At 34.4% G+C, this 15,911-nt stretch carries 16 protein-coding genes; 5 read left to right on the forward strand and 11 right to left on the reverse strand.

Annotated features, from left to right (window positions below):
* Nucleotides 1–6: 6 nt before the first annotated feature.
* The 7 genes from SB689_RS16715 to SB689_RS16745 all read right to left on the reverse strand — a co-directional run bounded on the left by SB689_RS16715 (nucleotide 7) and on the right by SB689_RS16745 (nucleotide 7,291).
* The gene (locus tag SB689_RS16715; protein WP_410693250.1) at nucleotides 7–420 is read right to left on the reverse strand and encodes a GxxExxY protein; all 414 of its coding nucleotides are present in this window, start codon (nucleotides 418–420) and stop codon (nucleotides 7–9) included.
* 98 nt (nucleotides 421–518) lie between these two features.
* Nucleotides 519–1,766, reverse strand: a complete 1,248-nt coding sequence (fahA, locus tag SB689_RS16720) for a fumarylacetoacetase (protein WP_410693251.1) — start codon at nucleotides 1,764–1,766, stop codon at nucleotides 519–521.
* Nucleotides 1,767–1,869: 103 nt separating this feature from the next.
* Nucleotides 1,870–2,325: a hypothetical protein gene (locus SB689_RS16725; RefSeq protein ID WP_410693252.1), complete on the reverse strand. Its 456-nt coding sequence runs from the start codon at nucleotides 2,323–2,325 to the stop codon at nucleotides 1,870–1,872.
* A 69-nt stretch (nucleotides 2,326–2,394) separates the two neighbouring features.
* The gene (gene hppD, locus SB689_RS16730) at nucleotides 2,395–3,525 is read right to left on the reverse strand and encodes a 4-hydroxyphenylpyruvate dioxygenase (RefSeq protein ID WP_410693253.1); all 1,131 of its coding nucleotides are present in this window, start codon (nucleotides 3,523–3,525) and stop codon (nucleotides 2,395–2,397) included.
* 241 nt (nucleotides 3,526–3,766) lie between these two features.
* Nucleotides 3,767–4,549, reverse strand: coding sequence for a hypothetical protein (locus SB689_RS16735; RefSeq protein ID WP_410693254.1), 783 nt, complete (start codon nucleotides 4,547–4,549; stop codon nucleotides 3,767–3,769).
* Between the two features lie 141 nt (nucleotides 4,550–4,690).
* The gene (locus SB689_RS16740; RefSeq protein WP_410693255.1) at nucleotides 4,691–5,965 is read right to left on the reverse strand and encodes an acetyl-CoA hydrolase/transferase family protein; all 1,275 of its coding nucleotides are present in this window, start codon (nucleotides 5,963–5,965) and stop codon (nucleotides 4,691–4,693) included.
* Nucleotides 5,966–6,136: 171 nt separating this feature from the next.
* Nucleotides 6,137–7,291 carry a homogentisate 1,2-dioxygenase gene (locus SB689_RS16745; protein WP_072409606.1) on the reverse strand — a complete coding sequence of 385 codons (1,155 nt, stop codon included), beginning with the start codon at nucleotides 7,289–7,291 and terminating at the stop codon, nucleotides 6,137–6,139.
* Nucleotides 7,292–7,413: 122 nt separating this feature from the next.
* On the opposite strand from SB689_RS16745, the gene SB689_RS16750 reads away from it, so the two are divergent.
* On the forward strand, nucleotides 7,414–9,483 hold the full coding sequence (locus tag SB689_RS16750; RefSeq protein WP_410693256.1) for a TonB-dependent receptor plug domain-containing protein: 2,070 nt from the start codon (nucleotides 7,414–7,416) through the stop codon (nucleotides 9,481–9,483).
* A 179-nt stretch (nucleotides 9,484–9,662) separates the two neighbouring features.
* Nucleotides 9,663–10,130 (forward strand): thiol:disulfide interchange protein, encoded by a 468-nt coding sequence (locus SB689_RS16755; protein WP_410693257.1) that lies wholly within the window; start codon nucleotides 9,663–9,665, stop codon nucleotides 10,128–10,130.
* 285 nt (nucleotides 10,131–10,415) lie between these two features.
* On the opposite strand, the gene SB689_RS16760 is transcribed toward SB689_RS16755, so the two are convergent.
* From SB689_RS16760 to SB689_RS16775, 4 genes are all read right to left on the reverse strand, one after another.
* Nucleotides 10,416–11,270, reverse strand: coding sequence for a glycine betaine ABC transporter substrate-binding protein (locus SB689_RS16760; RefSeq protein ID WP_410693258.1), 855 nt, complete (start codon nucleotides 11,268–11,270; stop codon nucleotides 10,416–10,418).
* Nucleotide 11,271: 1 nt separating this feature from the next.
* Nucleotides 11,272–12,099: an ABC transporter permease gene (locus SB689_RS16765; RefSeq protein WP_410693259.1), complete on the reverse strand. Its 828-nt coding sequence runs from the start codon at nucleotides 12,097–12,099 to the stop codon at nucleotides 11,272–11,274.
* Nucleotide 12,100: 1 nt separating this feature from the next.
* Nucleotides 12,101–13,351 (reverse strand): quaternary amine ABC transporter ATP-binding protein, encoded by a 1,251-nt coding sequence (locus SB689_RS16770; RefSeq protein WP_410693260.1) that lies wholly within the window; start codon nucleotides 13,349–13,351, stop codon nucleotides 12,101–12,103.
* 529 nt (nucleotides 13,352–13,880) lie between these two features.
* Entirely contained in the window at nucleotides 13,881–14,270 is a 390-nt protein-coding gene (locus SB689_RS16775; RefSeq protein WP_410693261.1) for a DUF1304 domain-containing protein, read from the reverse strand.
* A gap of 66 nt (nucleotides 14,271–14,336) precedes the next feature.
* Between SB689_RS16775 and SB689_RS16780 the strand changes: the two genes are divergently transcribed.
* From SB689_RS16780 to SB689_RS16790, 3 genes are all read left to right on the forward strand, one after another.
* The gene (locus SB689_RS16780; RefSeq protein ID WP_410693262.1) at nucleotides 14,337–14,909 is read left to right on the forward strand and encodes a Crp/Fnr family transcriptional regulator; all 573 of its coding nucleotides are present in this window, start codon (nucleotides 14,337–14,339) and stop codon (nucleotides 14,907–14,909) included.
* Between the two features lie 63 nt (nucleotides 14,910–14,972).
* On the forward strand, nucleotides 14,973–15,407 hold the full coding sequence (locus SB689_RS16785) for a DoxX family membrane protein (RefSeq protein WP_066751349.1): 435 nt from the start codon (nucleotides 14,973–14,975) through the stop codon (nucleotides 15,405–15,407).
* Nucleotides 15,408–15,426: 19 nt separating this feature from the next.
* Nucleotides 15,427–15,870 (forward strand): carboxymuconolactone decarboxylase family protein, encoded by a 444-nt coding sequence (locus tag SB689_RS16790; protein WP_410693263.1) that lies wholly within the window; start codon nucleotides 15,427–15,429, stop codon nucleotides 15,868–15,870.
* Nucleotides 15,871–15,911 lie beyond the last annotated feature (41 nt).

The raw sequence follows: 15,911 nt of genomic DNA on the forward strand, positions 1-15,911 counted from the left end.
CGATTTTCATTCTTTGGGAAGTTCTTTAAAGATTTTGGAAGCAAAAGAATCACATCCGTCATGATAAAGATTGACTACATTAAAATTTACCAAAATAGAGCGAGGTGCTTTTAATAGATTCATGTAATTCATAGTTTGGGCTTTATGAATTTGATGAATTTCTGAAACGGATTTTAACTCTAAAACAATTAAGTCTTCAATTAAAAAATCACATTTTAATTTACAATTAACTTGTTCTCCTTTATAAAAGAATGGAATTTCAAGTTCACTTTTGTATTTTAAACCTAATAAACTTAATTCTTTTTCTAAACATTGATGATAAACTTGCTCATATAATCCGGGACCGGCTAATTTGTGAACCTCAATACAAGCTCCAACAACTTTGTAAGCAAGTTCGTTGATGAGTTTTTGTGTAATCATAATTTTAAAAAATGAAAATCGTAGATTTTCGAAAACTAAAGTGAACTTAATTTTCTCATTATCATTTAACTTAATTGACTTAAGTGCTTAAAATGTTATTATTTAGTAGGAATAATTTTTCCACTTACTTCACCGAAACCAACTCTTACACCGTCTTTTTCAGACCAGGCTTTCATTGTTACAGTGTCGTTATCATCGATGAACTTTCTTTCTTGTCCGTTGCTTAATTGGATTGGGTTTTGACCTCTCCATGTCAACTCAAGCATAGAACCGAAAGATTTTGGATCGCTTCCTGAGATGGTTCCACTTGCATATAAGTCACCAACTTCAAGGTTACAACCGTTTACAGTGTGGTGAGCTAATTGCTGCGTCATGTTCCAATACATGAATTTATAATTGCTTTCAGAGATTAAGTTTTCTTCACCGTTTTCAGGCTGTAAGTAAACCTCTAAATTAATATCGTAATTTTTATCTCCTTCAAATTTTAAATAATCTAAAACTTCAGGATCTTGAGTAGGAGAAGCTGTTCTAAAAGGCTCTAAAGCTTCCAACGTTACAACCCACGGAGAAGCTGATGAACCAAAGTTTTTAGCTAAGAATGGTCCTAGTGGAACATATTCCCAAGCTTGAATGTCTCTTGCAGACCAATCGTTGAAAATAATCATTCCAAAAATAGCGTCTTCCGCTTCATTTGTGGAAATACTTTCGCCCATGTCTGTATTTTTATTAATGATGAAAGCCATTTCTAATTCAAAATCTAATTGTTTTGAAGGTCCGAAAACTGGTTTTTCTGCATCAGCAGGCTTCGTCTGACCTTTTGGACGGTTAATATCCGTTCCTGAAACAACAATTGATGAAGCTCTCCCATGGTATCCTACAGGTAAATGTTTCCAGTTTGGTAATAATGCATTGGCAGGGTCACGGAACATTTTTCCAACGTTGGTAGCATGCTCAATGCTGCTGTAAAAATCGGTGTAGTTCGGAATGTGAACCGGCATCATCATTTTCACTTTATCCAAATCATAGAAAGCGTCTTCAATGGTTTTCTGATCTTTAGACAAGATAGAACCTTCCAGTAATAATTCCTGAATTTTTAAACGAACAGCATTGGTAACAGGTTTTCCCAGTTCAATAAATTCGTTTAAGGTATATGCTTCAAAAACATTGTCTTCTAATCCGTCAATGTCTTCAAAATAACTAAGGTCATACAATGTCGCAAGATCAACGATCTGATCTCCGATTCTTGTACAACATCCGATATATTCTTTGTTAAAAACTGCTACTCCGAACGGAATATTGTGTATTGAAAAGTCCGAATTGGAGGAATACTCTACAAATGATTTCATAAGATTTGAATTTAGTTTAGATTATTAAAAAGATTGCTTACTTCGACAGGCTCAGCATAAACTTATGCTATGCGCAATGACGAGTGTTCTTCCAAGATTTATATTATTTTTTTGAATACGATGCTTCATCGATCCATCTGTCTTTTGTGTTGACATCGATAAGATACAGGATCTCTTTTTGTTTTGTAAGCAGTAAAGTTTTGGTAACCGGAATGGGAACTCTTTTATTTTCAAGCATATTTGCTCTTAAAGAAATGATGTTCTTTTTTCTGATAATATCTCCTGTGAAAACATTTGAACTGCTTTCTCCGGTAGCTTTATCATCAAAAACTTCTACATAAGTAGCATTTTTTCCTTTAATAATAATAAAATCCCTTTCTGTATGGTCTTCCGCGTCTTTAATTAAAACAAATTTTTTGTTGTCTACGCTTTCATTTTCCAGATGTTGATTAATGCCTTTTTTTTCTTCAAGGATGGTAAGAATTTCATTCATTGATCCGTATTGAGCTTTTAAACCCAATGCTCCCAAAAATAAAATCCCGATAAATAATTTTTTCATATAATGTGTTTATAAAAAAGTTTTGCCAAGACTTTGAATCCTGACAAAACTTGTAATTGTATTTTTTAATTAAAGATTACCTCTTTTCTCTTGCTCTCTCTCTAATGCTTCGAACAATGCCTTGAAGTTACCTGCACCAAAACTCTGTGCACCGTGTCTTTCAATAATTTCGAAGAAAAGAGTAGGACGGTCTTCAACAGGCTTTGTAAAGATCTGTAAAAGATATCCTTCCTCATCATGATCAATAAGTATACCTAAATCCTGTAATTTCTTTAGATCTTCATCGATATGACCAACTCTTTCAGGAACCATGTCGTAATATGCTTCCGGTGGAGCAGAAAGGAACTCTACACCACGTTTTTTAAGTTCAGTTACTGTATGAATGATGTCTTTTGTAGCTACAGCGATGTGTTGTACACCTTCTCCTTCGTAAAAATCAAGATATTCTTCTACCTGAGATTTCTTTTTACCTTCTGCAGGCTCGTTGATCGGGAATTTTGCAAATCCGTTTCCGTTTGACATTACTTTAGACATCAATGCAGAATATTCTGTGTTGATCTGTTTGTCATCAAAAGAAAGAATGTTCACAAATCCCATTACTTTTTCGTACCATTCTACGGTAGGAATCATTCTGTCCCAATCTACGTTTCCAACACAGTGGTCTACATATAATAAACCTGCATCTTCCGGCTGATAAGCACTTTCCCACTTTTGGTAGCCAGGCATGAAAGGACCTGTGTAGTTTTTTCTTTCTACAAACATGTGAACAGTCTCTCCGTAAGTGTAAACTCCGGACATTCTTACTTCACCATGCTCGTCTGTTAAAGTTACAGGCTCTAAATATGGTTTTCCACCTCTTTTTGTAGTTTCTTCGAAAGCTTGGTAAGCGTCATCTACCCAAAGTGCCAATACTTTTACTCCATCTCCGTGTTTTTTTACGTGTTCGTTGATTGGTGAGTCAGACTTAAGACCAGTCGTTAAGATAAGTCTAATTTTTCCTTGTTGAAGAACATAAGATGCACGGTCTCTTACTCCTGTTTCAGGACCAGCGTATGCTACAGACTGAAAACCGAAAGCGGTTTTATAATAATGAGCAGCCTGTTTAGCATTTCCTACATAAAACTCAATGTAATCTGTACCATTAATTGGTAAAAAATTCTCTGCTTGAGCAATTTTTTCGGCAAATGTAAGTGTTGACATATTTTCTCTTTTACTTTTATTTTATAGGTATGCAAAATACAAAATTCCTTGAAACCTTAAAAATATTAATGTGGAATCCTTGAAGATAGTTAACATAATCATAAAGAAGAGTTCATTTAAGTATATTTAAGTTTCTTATATCACGATTAGGTTATCTACATTTGTATACACAAAGCAAGTGGAAAAAAAATATTTCGAAAATGTGAAAGCCGTAGATCTCTACGGCTTTCATTTTTTTATGTTATTCAGTTTTCTTATTTAATCTTCCTGCGTCGGGATTGTAGTTGTCCCATATTTTCCAGATGTTGTCTATTTTTTTGATGAAATAAATCTGTGTATTGAGTTGATTTACAAAATGTTCTTCGCCTGTTTCTCCAACTTTAAATAAAAGATTCCAGAATTCCTGAGATTCTAATATTTTTTTATCCGGTTCATCGGTTACAATATGAATGTCGAAAACTTCAAAGTTTGAACGGTTATTTTTTGTTACTAATTGAAAATCTCTTTCACATAATTCTCTGCTAAATTGTGATGCTCTTTCCAAAAACGGCGAATCATCAAAAACTAATGGTTTGAATAATTCTGTTCTATGATTGGGGAAATTCTTATAAAATTCAAAAACGGTAGCACAATATTCATAGACCAATTGTTTTAAAAATGCCTGATCATCGGAATCGTTTTCCTGTTTTTTCTCTTTTACAAACTGTATATAAGCGTTCAGATCTTTGTAACCTAAAAAAATACATATTTTATCTAAAGTCTTTAAAAATCTTAAATCATTATGGGTTTTATCCTGATAATCATTTTCGAAAAAACGTTGTAAGGTAACATGCGAAATAGTGTTTCCTATTTCGAATTTTTTTCCGCCCTTCATCTCTTCAGATTCCGACAGCTCATCTTTGATGATCTCAGAAAGAATTATATAATGGCTTCTTTTCCATTCGTCCACATTCCCTAAAACTGAGTTTTTTACTTTAGAATGTTTTATGACTTCCTCCCTTATCGAATTATATATAGTCTTCAAGTTTCTGATTTTAAAAAGGTTTTTATCAAATATTCTGCCAAAACCTTAAGGCATTTTTACCATTTCTTTATGTTAAGTTAAAAGTACGTTTTTTTTGCATTAAATAAAATAAATCAAAGAATAATTTGAATATTAACGTTATTAATGTTTAAATCTTTCAAAAGCTGCTCTTTCCAACATCTCTCTGTCATCGGGATGTGCAATACTGATCAATTCCTGTGCTCTTTGGCGTAGATTTTTCCCGTAAAGATAAGCGGTTCCGTATTCCGTAACCACCCAATGAATGTGACCTCTCGTAGTTACAACGCCCGCTCCCTGTTTTAGGAAAGGAACAATTCTGGAAACGCCTTTTTTAGTTCTTGAAGTGATGGCAATAATGGGTTTTCCGTCTTCGCTCAAGGCAGCACCTCTCATGAAGTCCATTTGACCGCCGATTCCGCTGTACTGCATGGTTCCGATAGAATCTGCGCAGACTTGTCCGGTAAGGTCAATTTCAATGGCAGAATTGATCGCAACCATTTTGTTGTTTCTCATGATGTTGATCGGGAAATTGACATCACTCACATCTTTGAAATCGAACACGGTATTATCATCTACGTAATCGTACAGCTTTCTTGTTCCGAAACAAAAACTTGTGATCGTTTTGTTATCGTGGTAACCTTTATATTTATTGTTGATAACATCACTTTGAATTAAATCAATCACTCCGTCGCTCAACATTTCGGTGTGAACTCCAAGGTCTTTATGATTTCCTAAACATTTTAAAACTGCATCAGGAATAGTTCCGATACCCATTTGTAAGGTTGATCTGTCGTCAATTAATTCAGCAACATTTTTCCCGACAAGCATTTCATCAGGTCCTACTTTTGAACCATAATCTACTGTCTGAAGTTCTTCTTCATGCCAAACCAATTTGTGAATTCTGCTGATGTGGATCATTCCGTCACCGTGGGTTCTTGGCATTAGAGGATTTACAATTGCAACAACCAATTTTGCAGTATCTACTGCCGCTCTTGCAACATCTACCGAAGTTCCTAATGTGCAAAATCCATGTTTGTCTGGTGGAGAAACAGTAATTAAAGCAACATCCAGCGGTAAAATATTTTTTCTGAAAAGAATAGGAATTTCACTTAAAAAAATAGGAACATAATCTCCATTTTCGGAATTAACCGCATTTCTCACCGGAGTAGAAACAAATAATGAATTGACAAAAAAACTGTCTTTATATTCTGGTTTGGCAATTTCTACAGCTCCTTGTTGAGTGATAGAAACCATCTCTACATTTTGAAGTCTGTGGGATTGTCTTGCCAATTCATCAATTAAATAATTCGGAGTACATGCACTTCCATGAAAAAACACTCGGTTTCCGCTTTTGACGGTATAAATTGCTTCTTCTGCGCTAATATAATTATACATATTAGAGTTTTTAATTTTTATCTCTTAAAGATAATTAATATTGTATTTATTTGCTTTAAAAATGGCTGTGTTTTTTTCAAACATTTGTCATATTCTAGAAAAAAATAAGAACTAAATGAGCATTTAGTTCTTATTTTTAGGGTTAATATTTTGAATATTTTTCGAATAAAATTATTCTTCCAACCAAGAAGTTTTGTATGAGGGATCTTCCACTTTCATTGCTTCTTCCGTAATTTTCAAAGGACGGAAAGGATCTACCATCACCGCATATTCTTCAGTGAATTTTTTACCAATACTTCTTTCCATAGCTCCTGGGTGGGGCCCGTGAACGATTCCTCCCGGGTGAAGTGTGAAATCCATTAAATCGATATGATTACGGCTCATGAAATCACCTTCTGTGTAGAATAAAACCTCATCAGAATCAATGTTTGAATGATTATAGGGTGCAGGAATTGCCTGTGGATGGTAATCGTACATTCTTGCACAGAACGAACAAACCACAAAATTATGCGCCTCAAAAGTCTGATGAACTGGTGGCGGTTGGTGAATTCTTCCTGTAATCGGTTCGAAGTTCTTAATATTAAATTTATAAGGATAGAAATAACCATCCCAACCTACAACATCAAACGGGTGCGTTGCATAGATGAAATCAGTGATTTGATTTTCTTTTTTTACTTTAATTAAAAATTCTCCTTTTTCATCTTTTGGTTCAACGAAAGTCGGTGCGATGATGTCTCTTTCGCAGAATGGTGAATGCTCCAAAAGCTGTCCGAATTCGTTTCTGTATCTTTTTGGCGTGTAAATCGGAGAGTGACTTTCCACAACGAAGAAAACGGTGTCGTCAGAGTTTAATTCAACCTGATAAATTGTTCCTCTTGGAATGATCAGATAATCACCAACAGAAAAATCCAGATTTCCTACAAAAGTTTTCAAAACCCCGCTTCCGTTGTGAGCATATAAAAGTTCGTCACATTCTGCATTTTTGTAGAAATAATCCATCGATTTTCTTGGTTTTGCCAATCCCATTTTCAGGTCATTGTTCACCAAAAGTATCTTGCGGCTGTCCAAAAAGTCGTCTTCAGGAGTTACATTCATTCCCTTAAACATTCTTGGCGTCACGTTTTTGTCAACGGCGATTTTCGGAGTCACATCTTTTGGTTCCCCAATAGACTTTATCTGAGTCGGACGGTGAATATGGTACAACAAAGAGGAGATTCCATGAAAACCTTCCGTTCCGAAAAGCTGTTCGTAGTAAAATTTATCTTCCGGAGACTTAAAAATAGTATGTCTTTTTGGTGGGATTTTTCCCGACTGGTTATATCGCATTTTACTTTTATATGTAGTTTCTCAAATTTAATAATTTTTCATGAATTGTTTTTAAGAATATTTTTCATAGAGTTTTGCTGTTCTAAAAATAAATGTTAGTTTTGTCTAACAATTTTAATTTCATGAAGCGAATATTATTTTCTGTCATATTTTTTTCGAGCTATTGTTTTTCACAGGAAACGGATAGTTTGAATATAAATCAATCAAAAAAGGTTGATTCTGTAAAAATTCCACAACGGGAAGAAAGAACAAAACTGATCGATGATGTTGTGATCACCGGAACCATAAAACCAATCAGCAGATCTAAAAGTCCGGTGGCAGTGGAAATTTACAGTCAAAAGTTTTTCCAGAAAAATCCGACTCCGAATATTTTCGAAGCTATTGCCATGGTAAATGGCGTAAAACCTCAATTGAATTGTTCGGTTTGTAATACGGGCGATATTCACATCAACGGTTTGGAAGGGCCTTATACGATGATTTTAATTGATGGAATGCCGATTGTAAGTTCGCTTTCTACCGTTTATGGTTTAAGCGGAATTCCGAATAGTTTGATTGAAAGAGTTGAGGTTGTAAAAGGCCCGGCATCCTCTCTTTATGGTTCTGAAGCGATGGGTGGAGTGATTAATATTATCACTAAAAATGCTTTGACCGCTCCGAAATTGAGTGTTGATCTTATGACGACAAGTTGGGGCGAGAATAATCTGGATCTTTCAACAAAATTTAATTTTGGAAAAAATGTTGCTTCATTATTAAGTTTAAATTATTTCAGTTTTAATGAAAAAATAGATCAGAATAAAGACAATTTTACAGATTCGGCTTTACAAAATAGAATTTCAGTTTTTAATAAATGGAATTTCCAAAGAAAGGAAAATAGGATGGCGAGTTTTGCGCTGAGGTATTTGTATGAAGACCGTTTCGGCGGTGAAATGCAGTGGAATAAATCTTATAGAGGAAGCAATGAAGTGTATGGTGAGAGTATTTATACCAATAGAGTAGAGGCTTTCGGGATGTATCAGTGGCCGATGAAAGAAAATATTATTACTCAGTTTTCGTATAACTTTCATGACCAAAATTCTTTTTATGGAAGTAATCCGTTTGATGCGACACAAAAAGTAGCCTTCGTTCAGACATATTGGGATAAGAAACTGGGAAGTCATGATTTGATTGCGGGAGTTACTTACAAAAGAACTTTTTATGATGATAACACACCCGGAACTTTAGCGGGAGACGGAGTGACAAATGAGCCGATGAAGTCACCTATTTTGGGAGCATTTATTCAGGATCAGTGGGAGATTAATGATAAAAATACGTTGTTGTTGGGTTATAGATATGATTACGATAGAATCCATCATTCTGTGCATTCACCGAGGTTTGCATGGAAATACTCTCCCAATCCTTATCATACGTTGCGTTTTAATTTTGGAACAGGTTTCCGAGTGGTGAATTTATTTACAGAAGACCATGCGGCTTTGACGGGTTCCCGTGAAGTGGTGATTAAAGACAATTTAAAACCTGAAAGATCTATCAATGGAAATTTAAATTATGTTTGGAAAATTCCTGCCGGAGATAAGTTAATTAATTTGGATGCTTCTGCGTTTTACACCTATTTCAGCAATAAAATTGTCGGAGATTTTGATACTGATCCCCAGAAAATTATTTACGATAATCTTCATGGTTATGGTATTTCAAGAGGTGCTTCAATGAATGTAGACTTCAGTTTTAGCTTTCCTTTGAGTGTTAATTTAGGAGTGACTTACCTTGATGTTTATCAAAAATTTGATGGAAACGATGAAAAAGTTCAACAGTTGCATGCTCCAAAATGGAGCGGAACGTATAGTTTGACCTATAAATTCCCAAGTAATTTGGTGATAGATTTTACCGGACAGTTTTATGGTCCGATGAGATTGCCCGTTTTACCGAATGATTACCGACCGGAATATTCTCCGTTTTATTCGTTAGCGAATATTCAGGTTTCTAAAAGTTTCAAATCAGGATTTGAAGTGTATTGTGGAGTGAAAAATATCTTCAATTTTACTCCAAAAGATCCTTTGATGAGACCGTTTGACCCGTTTGATAAGCATGTTGATGACCCTATTAATAATCCTAATCATTATACTTTTGATACCACTTACGGATATGCTCCGATGCAGAGAATCAGAGGGTTTCTGGGTGTAAAATATACTTTGAAATAGTAATGTCAATATGTAAGAAATATTTAACCACAAAAGGAACAAAAGAAATGATTGGAAAAAAAAATGATAAAAGTTTACAAAATGTAAAAGTTCTTAGGCTCGATTGTTTTGTAAGCTTTTAAGTATCTAAAAACGACTAAAAATCTTTTGTCTCTTTTGTGGTTAAAAAAATTAAAGTAATGAAAAATTTCATAATATTTTTATTTTTAATGTTTGTGCCTTGTCTTTGTCTCTCGCAGATGAAGACAGGCACTTTTTCTGGCTTAGAAATTTTACAAAAAGAAACTCCAAAACCTACAATTATTCACCTTTATACAGATTGGTGCTCCGTGTGTAAGATCGAATCTTTTCAGTTAAATAAAAGCAAGGATCTGGTTAAAATGATCAATGATAATTTTTATTTTATCAATTTTGAAGCTGAAAAAACTAAAGATAAAATTCATTTTCAGGGAAAAGAATTCAATTATTTGCCTAATGGAAATTCCGGAATACATGAATTGGCGTTGGCTTTATCTAAAAATAAAAAGCAGCCTGTTTATCCGCTGTGGATTATTTTAGATTCAAAACAAAACTTGGTGTATTATCATGAAGGAGAGTTTAAACCTGAAATGATGAAACAGAAATTGTTGGAAATTTCTGCTTTGTAAAGTTTTTTTGGAGAATCACAAAGGCGCAATTTCTTTTAATAACTATCTGTTTCAAGGCGCAAGGATTTTATCTGCGATAAAATTTAAGAACTCGAAATATTACAGAGTTAATATAACATAACGCTTGGTGAAAATCTTTGATTTTCTTGCACCTTAAAACAGTATATCATTTCATTCTTTGCGCCTTAGCGTTTACCAACTTATATTTCTTATTGATTTAGCGGATGATTATGCATAAAGTGAATTCTTAAAAATTCAAAAAAATCTGCGAGAGAATTTTTAACATTAATTTTTATCCAACCATAATTTCACAAGCTCAGAATGATCTTTCACCCATTTCTTAGCGGTGACTTCTTTGTCTTTACTGTCTTCCATTTTGGTTAAAAGATCGGCCATATTTTCATCATCAAAATGTACTTTAGAAAAGAACTTTGCCAATTCTGGGTGATCTTTGGCAAAGCTTTTTCGGCTGTAGGTTTTAATCTGTTCTGCTTCTCCAAATGTCTTTTTGGGATCTTGAAGAAACTTAAGCTTTATTTTTCCAAACATCCAGTGAGGTTGCCACCCCGCTACAACAATCCATTCTTTACGTTTGATCGCATTTTGCAGTTCGGTAATCATGGCAATGGTGGAGGAGTTGATTTGTTTATAATTCAGCTGATAATCAATAATGGCTTTATCTGTTCCTGATGTTAAGCCTGCTCCTTTTTCAATCCCAATGATTCTGTGATTGAATTGATCCTGATGTTGATTTAATTCTTCTATCGAATTAATCGGAACATATTCAGGAACTACCAAACCTATTCGTCCGCTGTCATAATTTGTTCCAAGATTAATTAATTCTGGAAATTTTGCAACTTTTGTAGCGTGAGTATAAGGTAACCAAACACCCATAAAAAGGTCGGTATCTTCATTATTCATCGAAGCCAGAATCATATCTGTTGAAGCTTTCTGAATAATTACGTGATATCCTTGTTCATCTAAAATAGCTTTGGCAACGTGTGTCATGGCGACATCTTCTGCCCAGCCGTCAACCATTCCGATGGTTATATATTTAGAGTTTTTTATATTTCCACATGAATTCAATACGCCCAATAGGGCTATTAAAATTGGAAAAAATAAGTATTTTAATTTCTTCATCTTATTGTTTTTTCTTTACAAATCCTTGAGTAATTCGGTCAAGAATAATGGCTAAAATCACTACGGATAATCCACTTTCAAATCCTAATCCGATATCCAGATTATTAATTCCCTCCAATACTTTTTCACCTAAACCGCCTGCAGCAATCATTCCAGCAATAACGACCATGGATAATGATAACAGTATCGTTTGATTAATCCCTGCCAAAATAGTTTGCATGGCTAAAGGAAGTTCTACTTTAAATAAAATCTGACGGTTCGTAGCACCAAAAGCTCGGGCTGCTTCTACAATATCTTTCGGAACAGCTTCAATTCCCAGTGTCGTTAATCGTACTGCTGGAGGCATTGCAAAAATAATCGTTGCAAAGGCTCCCGGTACTTTACCAATACTGAAAAATAATACAGCAGGAATTAGATAAACGAATGCAGGCATTGTTTGCATTAAATCCAGCATCGGACGGATGATTTTTGCAGCCAATTTGCTTTTAGCAGCCCAGATTCCCAAAGGAACAGAGATGACCAATGCGGTAATGGTTGCGACAAAAATTAAGGCCAGGGTTTCCATGGTTTCTCTCCATAATCCCATTAAAAATATTAAAGTAAGTCCGGCCACGGTCATAATAGCGATACCTTTTCCGGCCTTCCACCATGCCAATAATGTAAAAAGGAGAATGATAATATAAAAAGGAGTGTTTACCAAAGCCCATTCAATCCCCATGATGGAGGAGTTTCCTACATGTTTTATGACATCGAATACAGGTTTCCCGTTTTCTGTGAGCCAATTGATTGCAGTTTCTACATATTGACCAATATCTATAGTTTTATTCATTTTATTGATTGTTTGCGATTTCTTTTAATTCTATGATCTCTTCTTCGTTAAACTTTGTAGCTTCTATCACGAGGGATAATTGACTGATAAGACCCAAAAACTTATTGTTTTCGTCCACAACAGCAATGGAAGATTTACTTCCGGAAATTAGCGGTAACATTTCCTCAACAGTAGCCTCCGGAAACACAGAAGGAACATTGCTATTGATTACAGATTCCACCGTAGGTTCTTTTCTTCGGGCAATCATCATAATATCGCTGAGCGTTACAAAACCAAGAAATTTATTTTGAAAATCTACTACAGGCAAGTTTTCCAAACCGGTTGCTCTCATTTTTCTCAGGGCACCTTCAGGACCGTCTTTTCTGAATCTTACTACTGTAGGTTTATCAAACATCAAAGATTTCGCAGTAATGATTGTTTTACGGTCTACTTTTTCCACAAAAGCTTTTACATAGTCGCTGGCAGGATTGGTTAAAATATCTTCGGCAGTTCCTATTTGCTCTATCACGCCGTCTTTCATAATGACGATACGGTCTCCAATTTTAATGGCTTCGTCTAAGTCATGAGTAATGAAGACAATGGTTTTCTGCAATGTATCTTGCAATTCAAGCATCTGATCCTGCATTTCAGATTTGATTAAAGGGTCGAGGGCGGAAAAAGCTTCATCCATAAGCAACACTTCTGGATCGTTCGCCAAAGCTCTTGCTAATCCAACTCTTTGCTGCATTCCTCCTGAAAGTTGAGAAGGAAACTGATTTTCAAAACCATTTAAACCTACAATGTCCAATGCTTTCTGCGCTTTTTCATCACGGGAAGCTTTACTTTCTCCTCTAATTTCCAGTCCGAAACCTGCATTGTCTAGAATATTATGATGAGGTAGCAGTCCAAATTTTTGAAATACCATACTCATCTCTGTTCTTCTTACTTCCAGAAGTTCTTTGTTATTTTTATCGGTAATATTATCATCATTGATGTATACTTTTCCTGAAGTAGGCTCATTCAGTCGGTTAAGGCAACGCAATAAAGTAGATTTTCCACTTCCTGATAGTCCCATGATGACAAAGAATTCACCTTCGTAGATTTCAAAACTTGCTTTGTTGATTCCAACGGTACAACCCGTTTTTTCAAGAATTTCTTTTTTGGAAAAACCCTTGTCTAAAAGTTCCTGTGCTTTTTCTTTGTTTTTGCCAAAAATAATCGTCAGATCTTCAACTTTAAGTTTTACTTTTCTACCGTTTTCAATTTTTTCCATATTCAGAATTTTTTGATTAATAAATGATATAAGAAATTGTACATTAATTAATGATTATACGTTTAATCTTAATTGTTCTGCTAATGGCGATAGTACAAAATAGTCTGTAATAGCTTTTAATGATAAAAACTTTTTACAATAAAATATGAGCATAAAAACCTGTAGCCTTATGTTTATATTTTAAATATTTCAAATAGATTATACTCTAGAAAAAGAGTGAATCATGTAAAAAGAAGCTAATCTTTTAATGAGATTCTACAAATAAATTACTGATGATGTAATTACAGATATGTGTACTGAACAACTTAGATTTCTACATTTCATCAAAATGCAGGCCAGCATAAAAAAGCTGTGTATCAATTTCTTATGACAGTGCAAATTTACGAATTATATATTAAATGGATTTTTTAAGGCCTAAAAAGCTGGTTTTAAGCCTGATGATGGAATGAAAAATTCATGAAATTTTAGCTGTAAAAATTTAGCTAAAAAAAAGATTTATATGAAGAATTTAAGTTTTTAAAATAAAAAATTATCTCTGTAAAAGATGAAAGAAATTACTCAAAACAACGGCAATAATTCCTAAAATTGCGGGCAATGCCTGAACGAAAAATATTCTTTTAGTTGCAGAAATAGCACCATAAATTCCGGCAATAGCAACACAACTTAGGAAAAACAGAGAAACATTGGTTTGCCATTTCGGATCTTCAATTAATAAAGACCAGATTAATCCTGCAGCCAGAAAACCATTGTAAAGTCCCTGATTAGCGGCCAACCCTTTTGTAGGTTTGAACATTTCTGCGGGTAAAGCAGCTTTGAAAACTTCCTTTCCTTTTGTTTCCCACGCAAACATTTCCATCCAAAGAATGTAGATGTGTTCTATTGCGACTAGGGCGATCAAAATTTTTGCAACGATGTCCATGATTTAATGTTTTTTAGAATTGTAAAACTAAAAAAATAAAGTTAAGTTTGAGTACTAAATTTTACAATGGAAACTTTCAAGGCACATTTAGATAAATTCATTACGATCAACGACGACGAATTTGCTTCTATCATTTCTTTTTTTCAAGTTCTGAAAGTGAAAAAGAAAGAAAATCTGATGCTTGAAGGCGATGTCTGTAAATTTAAATATTTCGTATTGGAAGGATGTCTGAGAAAGTTTTTTATTAATGAAAAAGGAGTAGAGCAAACCACGGAATTTGCTATTGAAACCTGGTGGATGTCGGATACCTTTGCTTTTGAAAAACAGATGAAATCAAGCTTTAATATTCAGTCTGTGGAAAATTCCAAAATTTTAGTTATTGATTATCAATCTCAGGAACTTTTATTGGAAAAACATCCTGTTATGGAACGCTATTTCAGAATGGTGTATCAAACTGCTTATGCAGCGGCAGAGAAAAGAATCCGCTATATTTATGAGATGACGAAAGAAGAATATTATGTGCATTTCAGCAGGTTGTATCCTTGGTTTATTCAAAGAATTCCACAATATCTGATTGCTTCCTTTTTGGGTTTTACTCCGGAATATTTAAGTGAAATCAGAGCAAAATTACGTTCTTAAACCAGTTTAAGATTTTTACAATTTAGAAGTCGCAACTTTGCCCTGTTAATAAAAACAAGAATTATGACAGGCAAAAAAGATTTTCAATTCCCGCAATTATTTTTAAGGTTAGCCATCTCTGTGACAATGCTTTCCGCAGTTGCCGACCGATTCGGATTTTGGGGTAAAAACTCAGCTTGGGGAAACTGGGAGAATTTTGAAAAGTATACCCAACAACTCACTTCTTTTCTTCCTGAAAGTTTAAGTGTATTTTCAGCCTATTTCGCTACTTTTTTAGAAATTCTATTTCCATTATTATTACTTATTGGATTTAAAACAAAGATTGCAGCTTATGGCGCAGGTTTTTTACTACTCATTTTCGCTTTATCGATGACAATGGCTTTAGGAGTTAAAGCTCCTTTGGATTATTCTGTCTGGGTAGGAAGTGCAGGCGCGTTTTTATTGGCAAGTCAACATCAGTTTTCATTAAGTATCGACGAATTAATCAAGAAAAATTAATCAAATAAATATAAATAATATGAGCGCAAGAGTAAACATCGCGACAGCAGAATCAGCAGCTTACAAAGCAATGATGGGATTAGAAGGATATCTTCAGACGATTTCTCTAAACCACATTCAGAAAGAATTAATTAAAATCAGAGCTTCACAGATCAATGGATGTGCTTTCTGTTTGGATATGCACACAAAAGATGCGATGAAATATGGCGAAACTCCGCAAAGAATTTATCTTTTAAATGCTTGGAGAGAAGCTTTGGAGCTTTACACAGAAGAAGAGCAAGTATTGTTGGCAATGACGGAAGAAATTACTTTAATCAGCCAAAAAGGTCTTACAGAAGAAACATATTACAAAGCAAACCAGTTGTTTGATGAAGCGCAAATCGCTCAAATCATTATGGCGATCGTGACAATCAACGGTTGGAACAGAATTGCAATAAGCACGCACATGCCGATTGCAAAATAAATTTTCAAGAATAAGTTATTTACCAAAAAGCGCTTCCCAAT

It is taken from the genome of Chryseobacterium sp. SIMBA_038, assembly GCF_046535115.1.
Classification (GTDB): domain Bacteria; phylum Bacteroidota; class Bacteroidia; order Flavobacteriales; family Weeksellaceae; genus Chryseobacterium.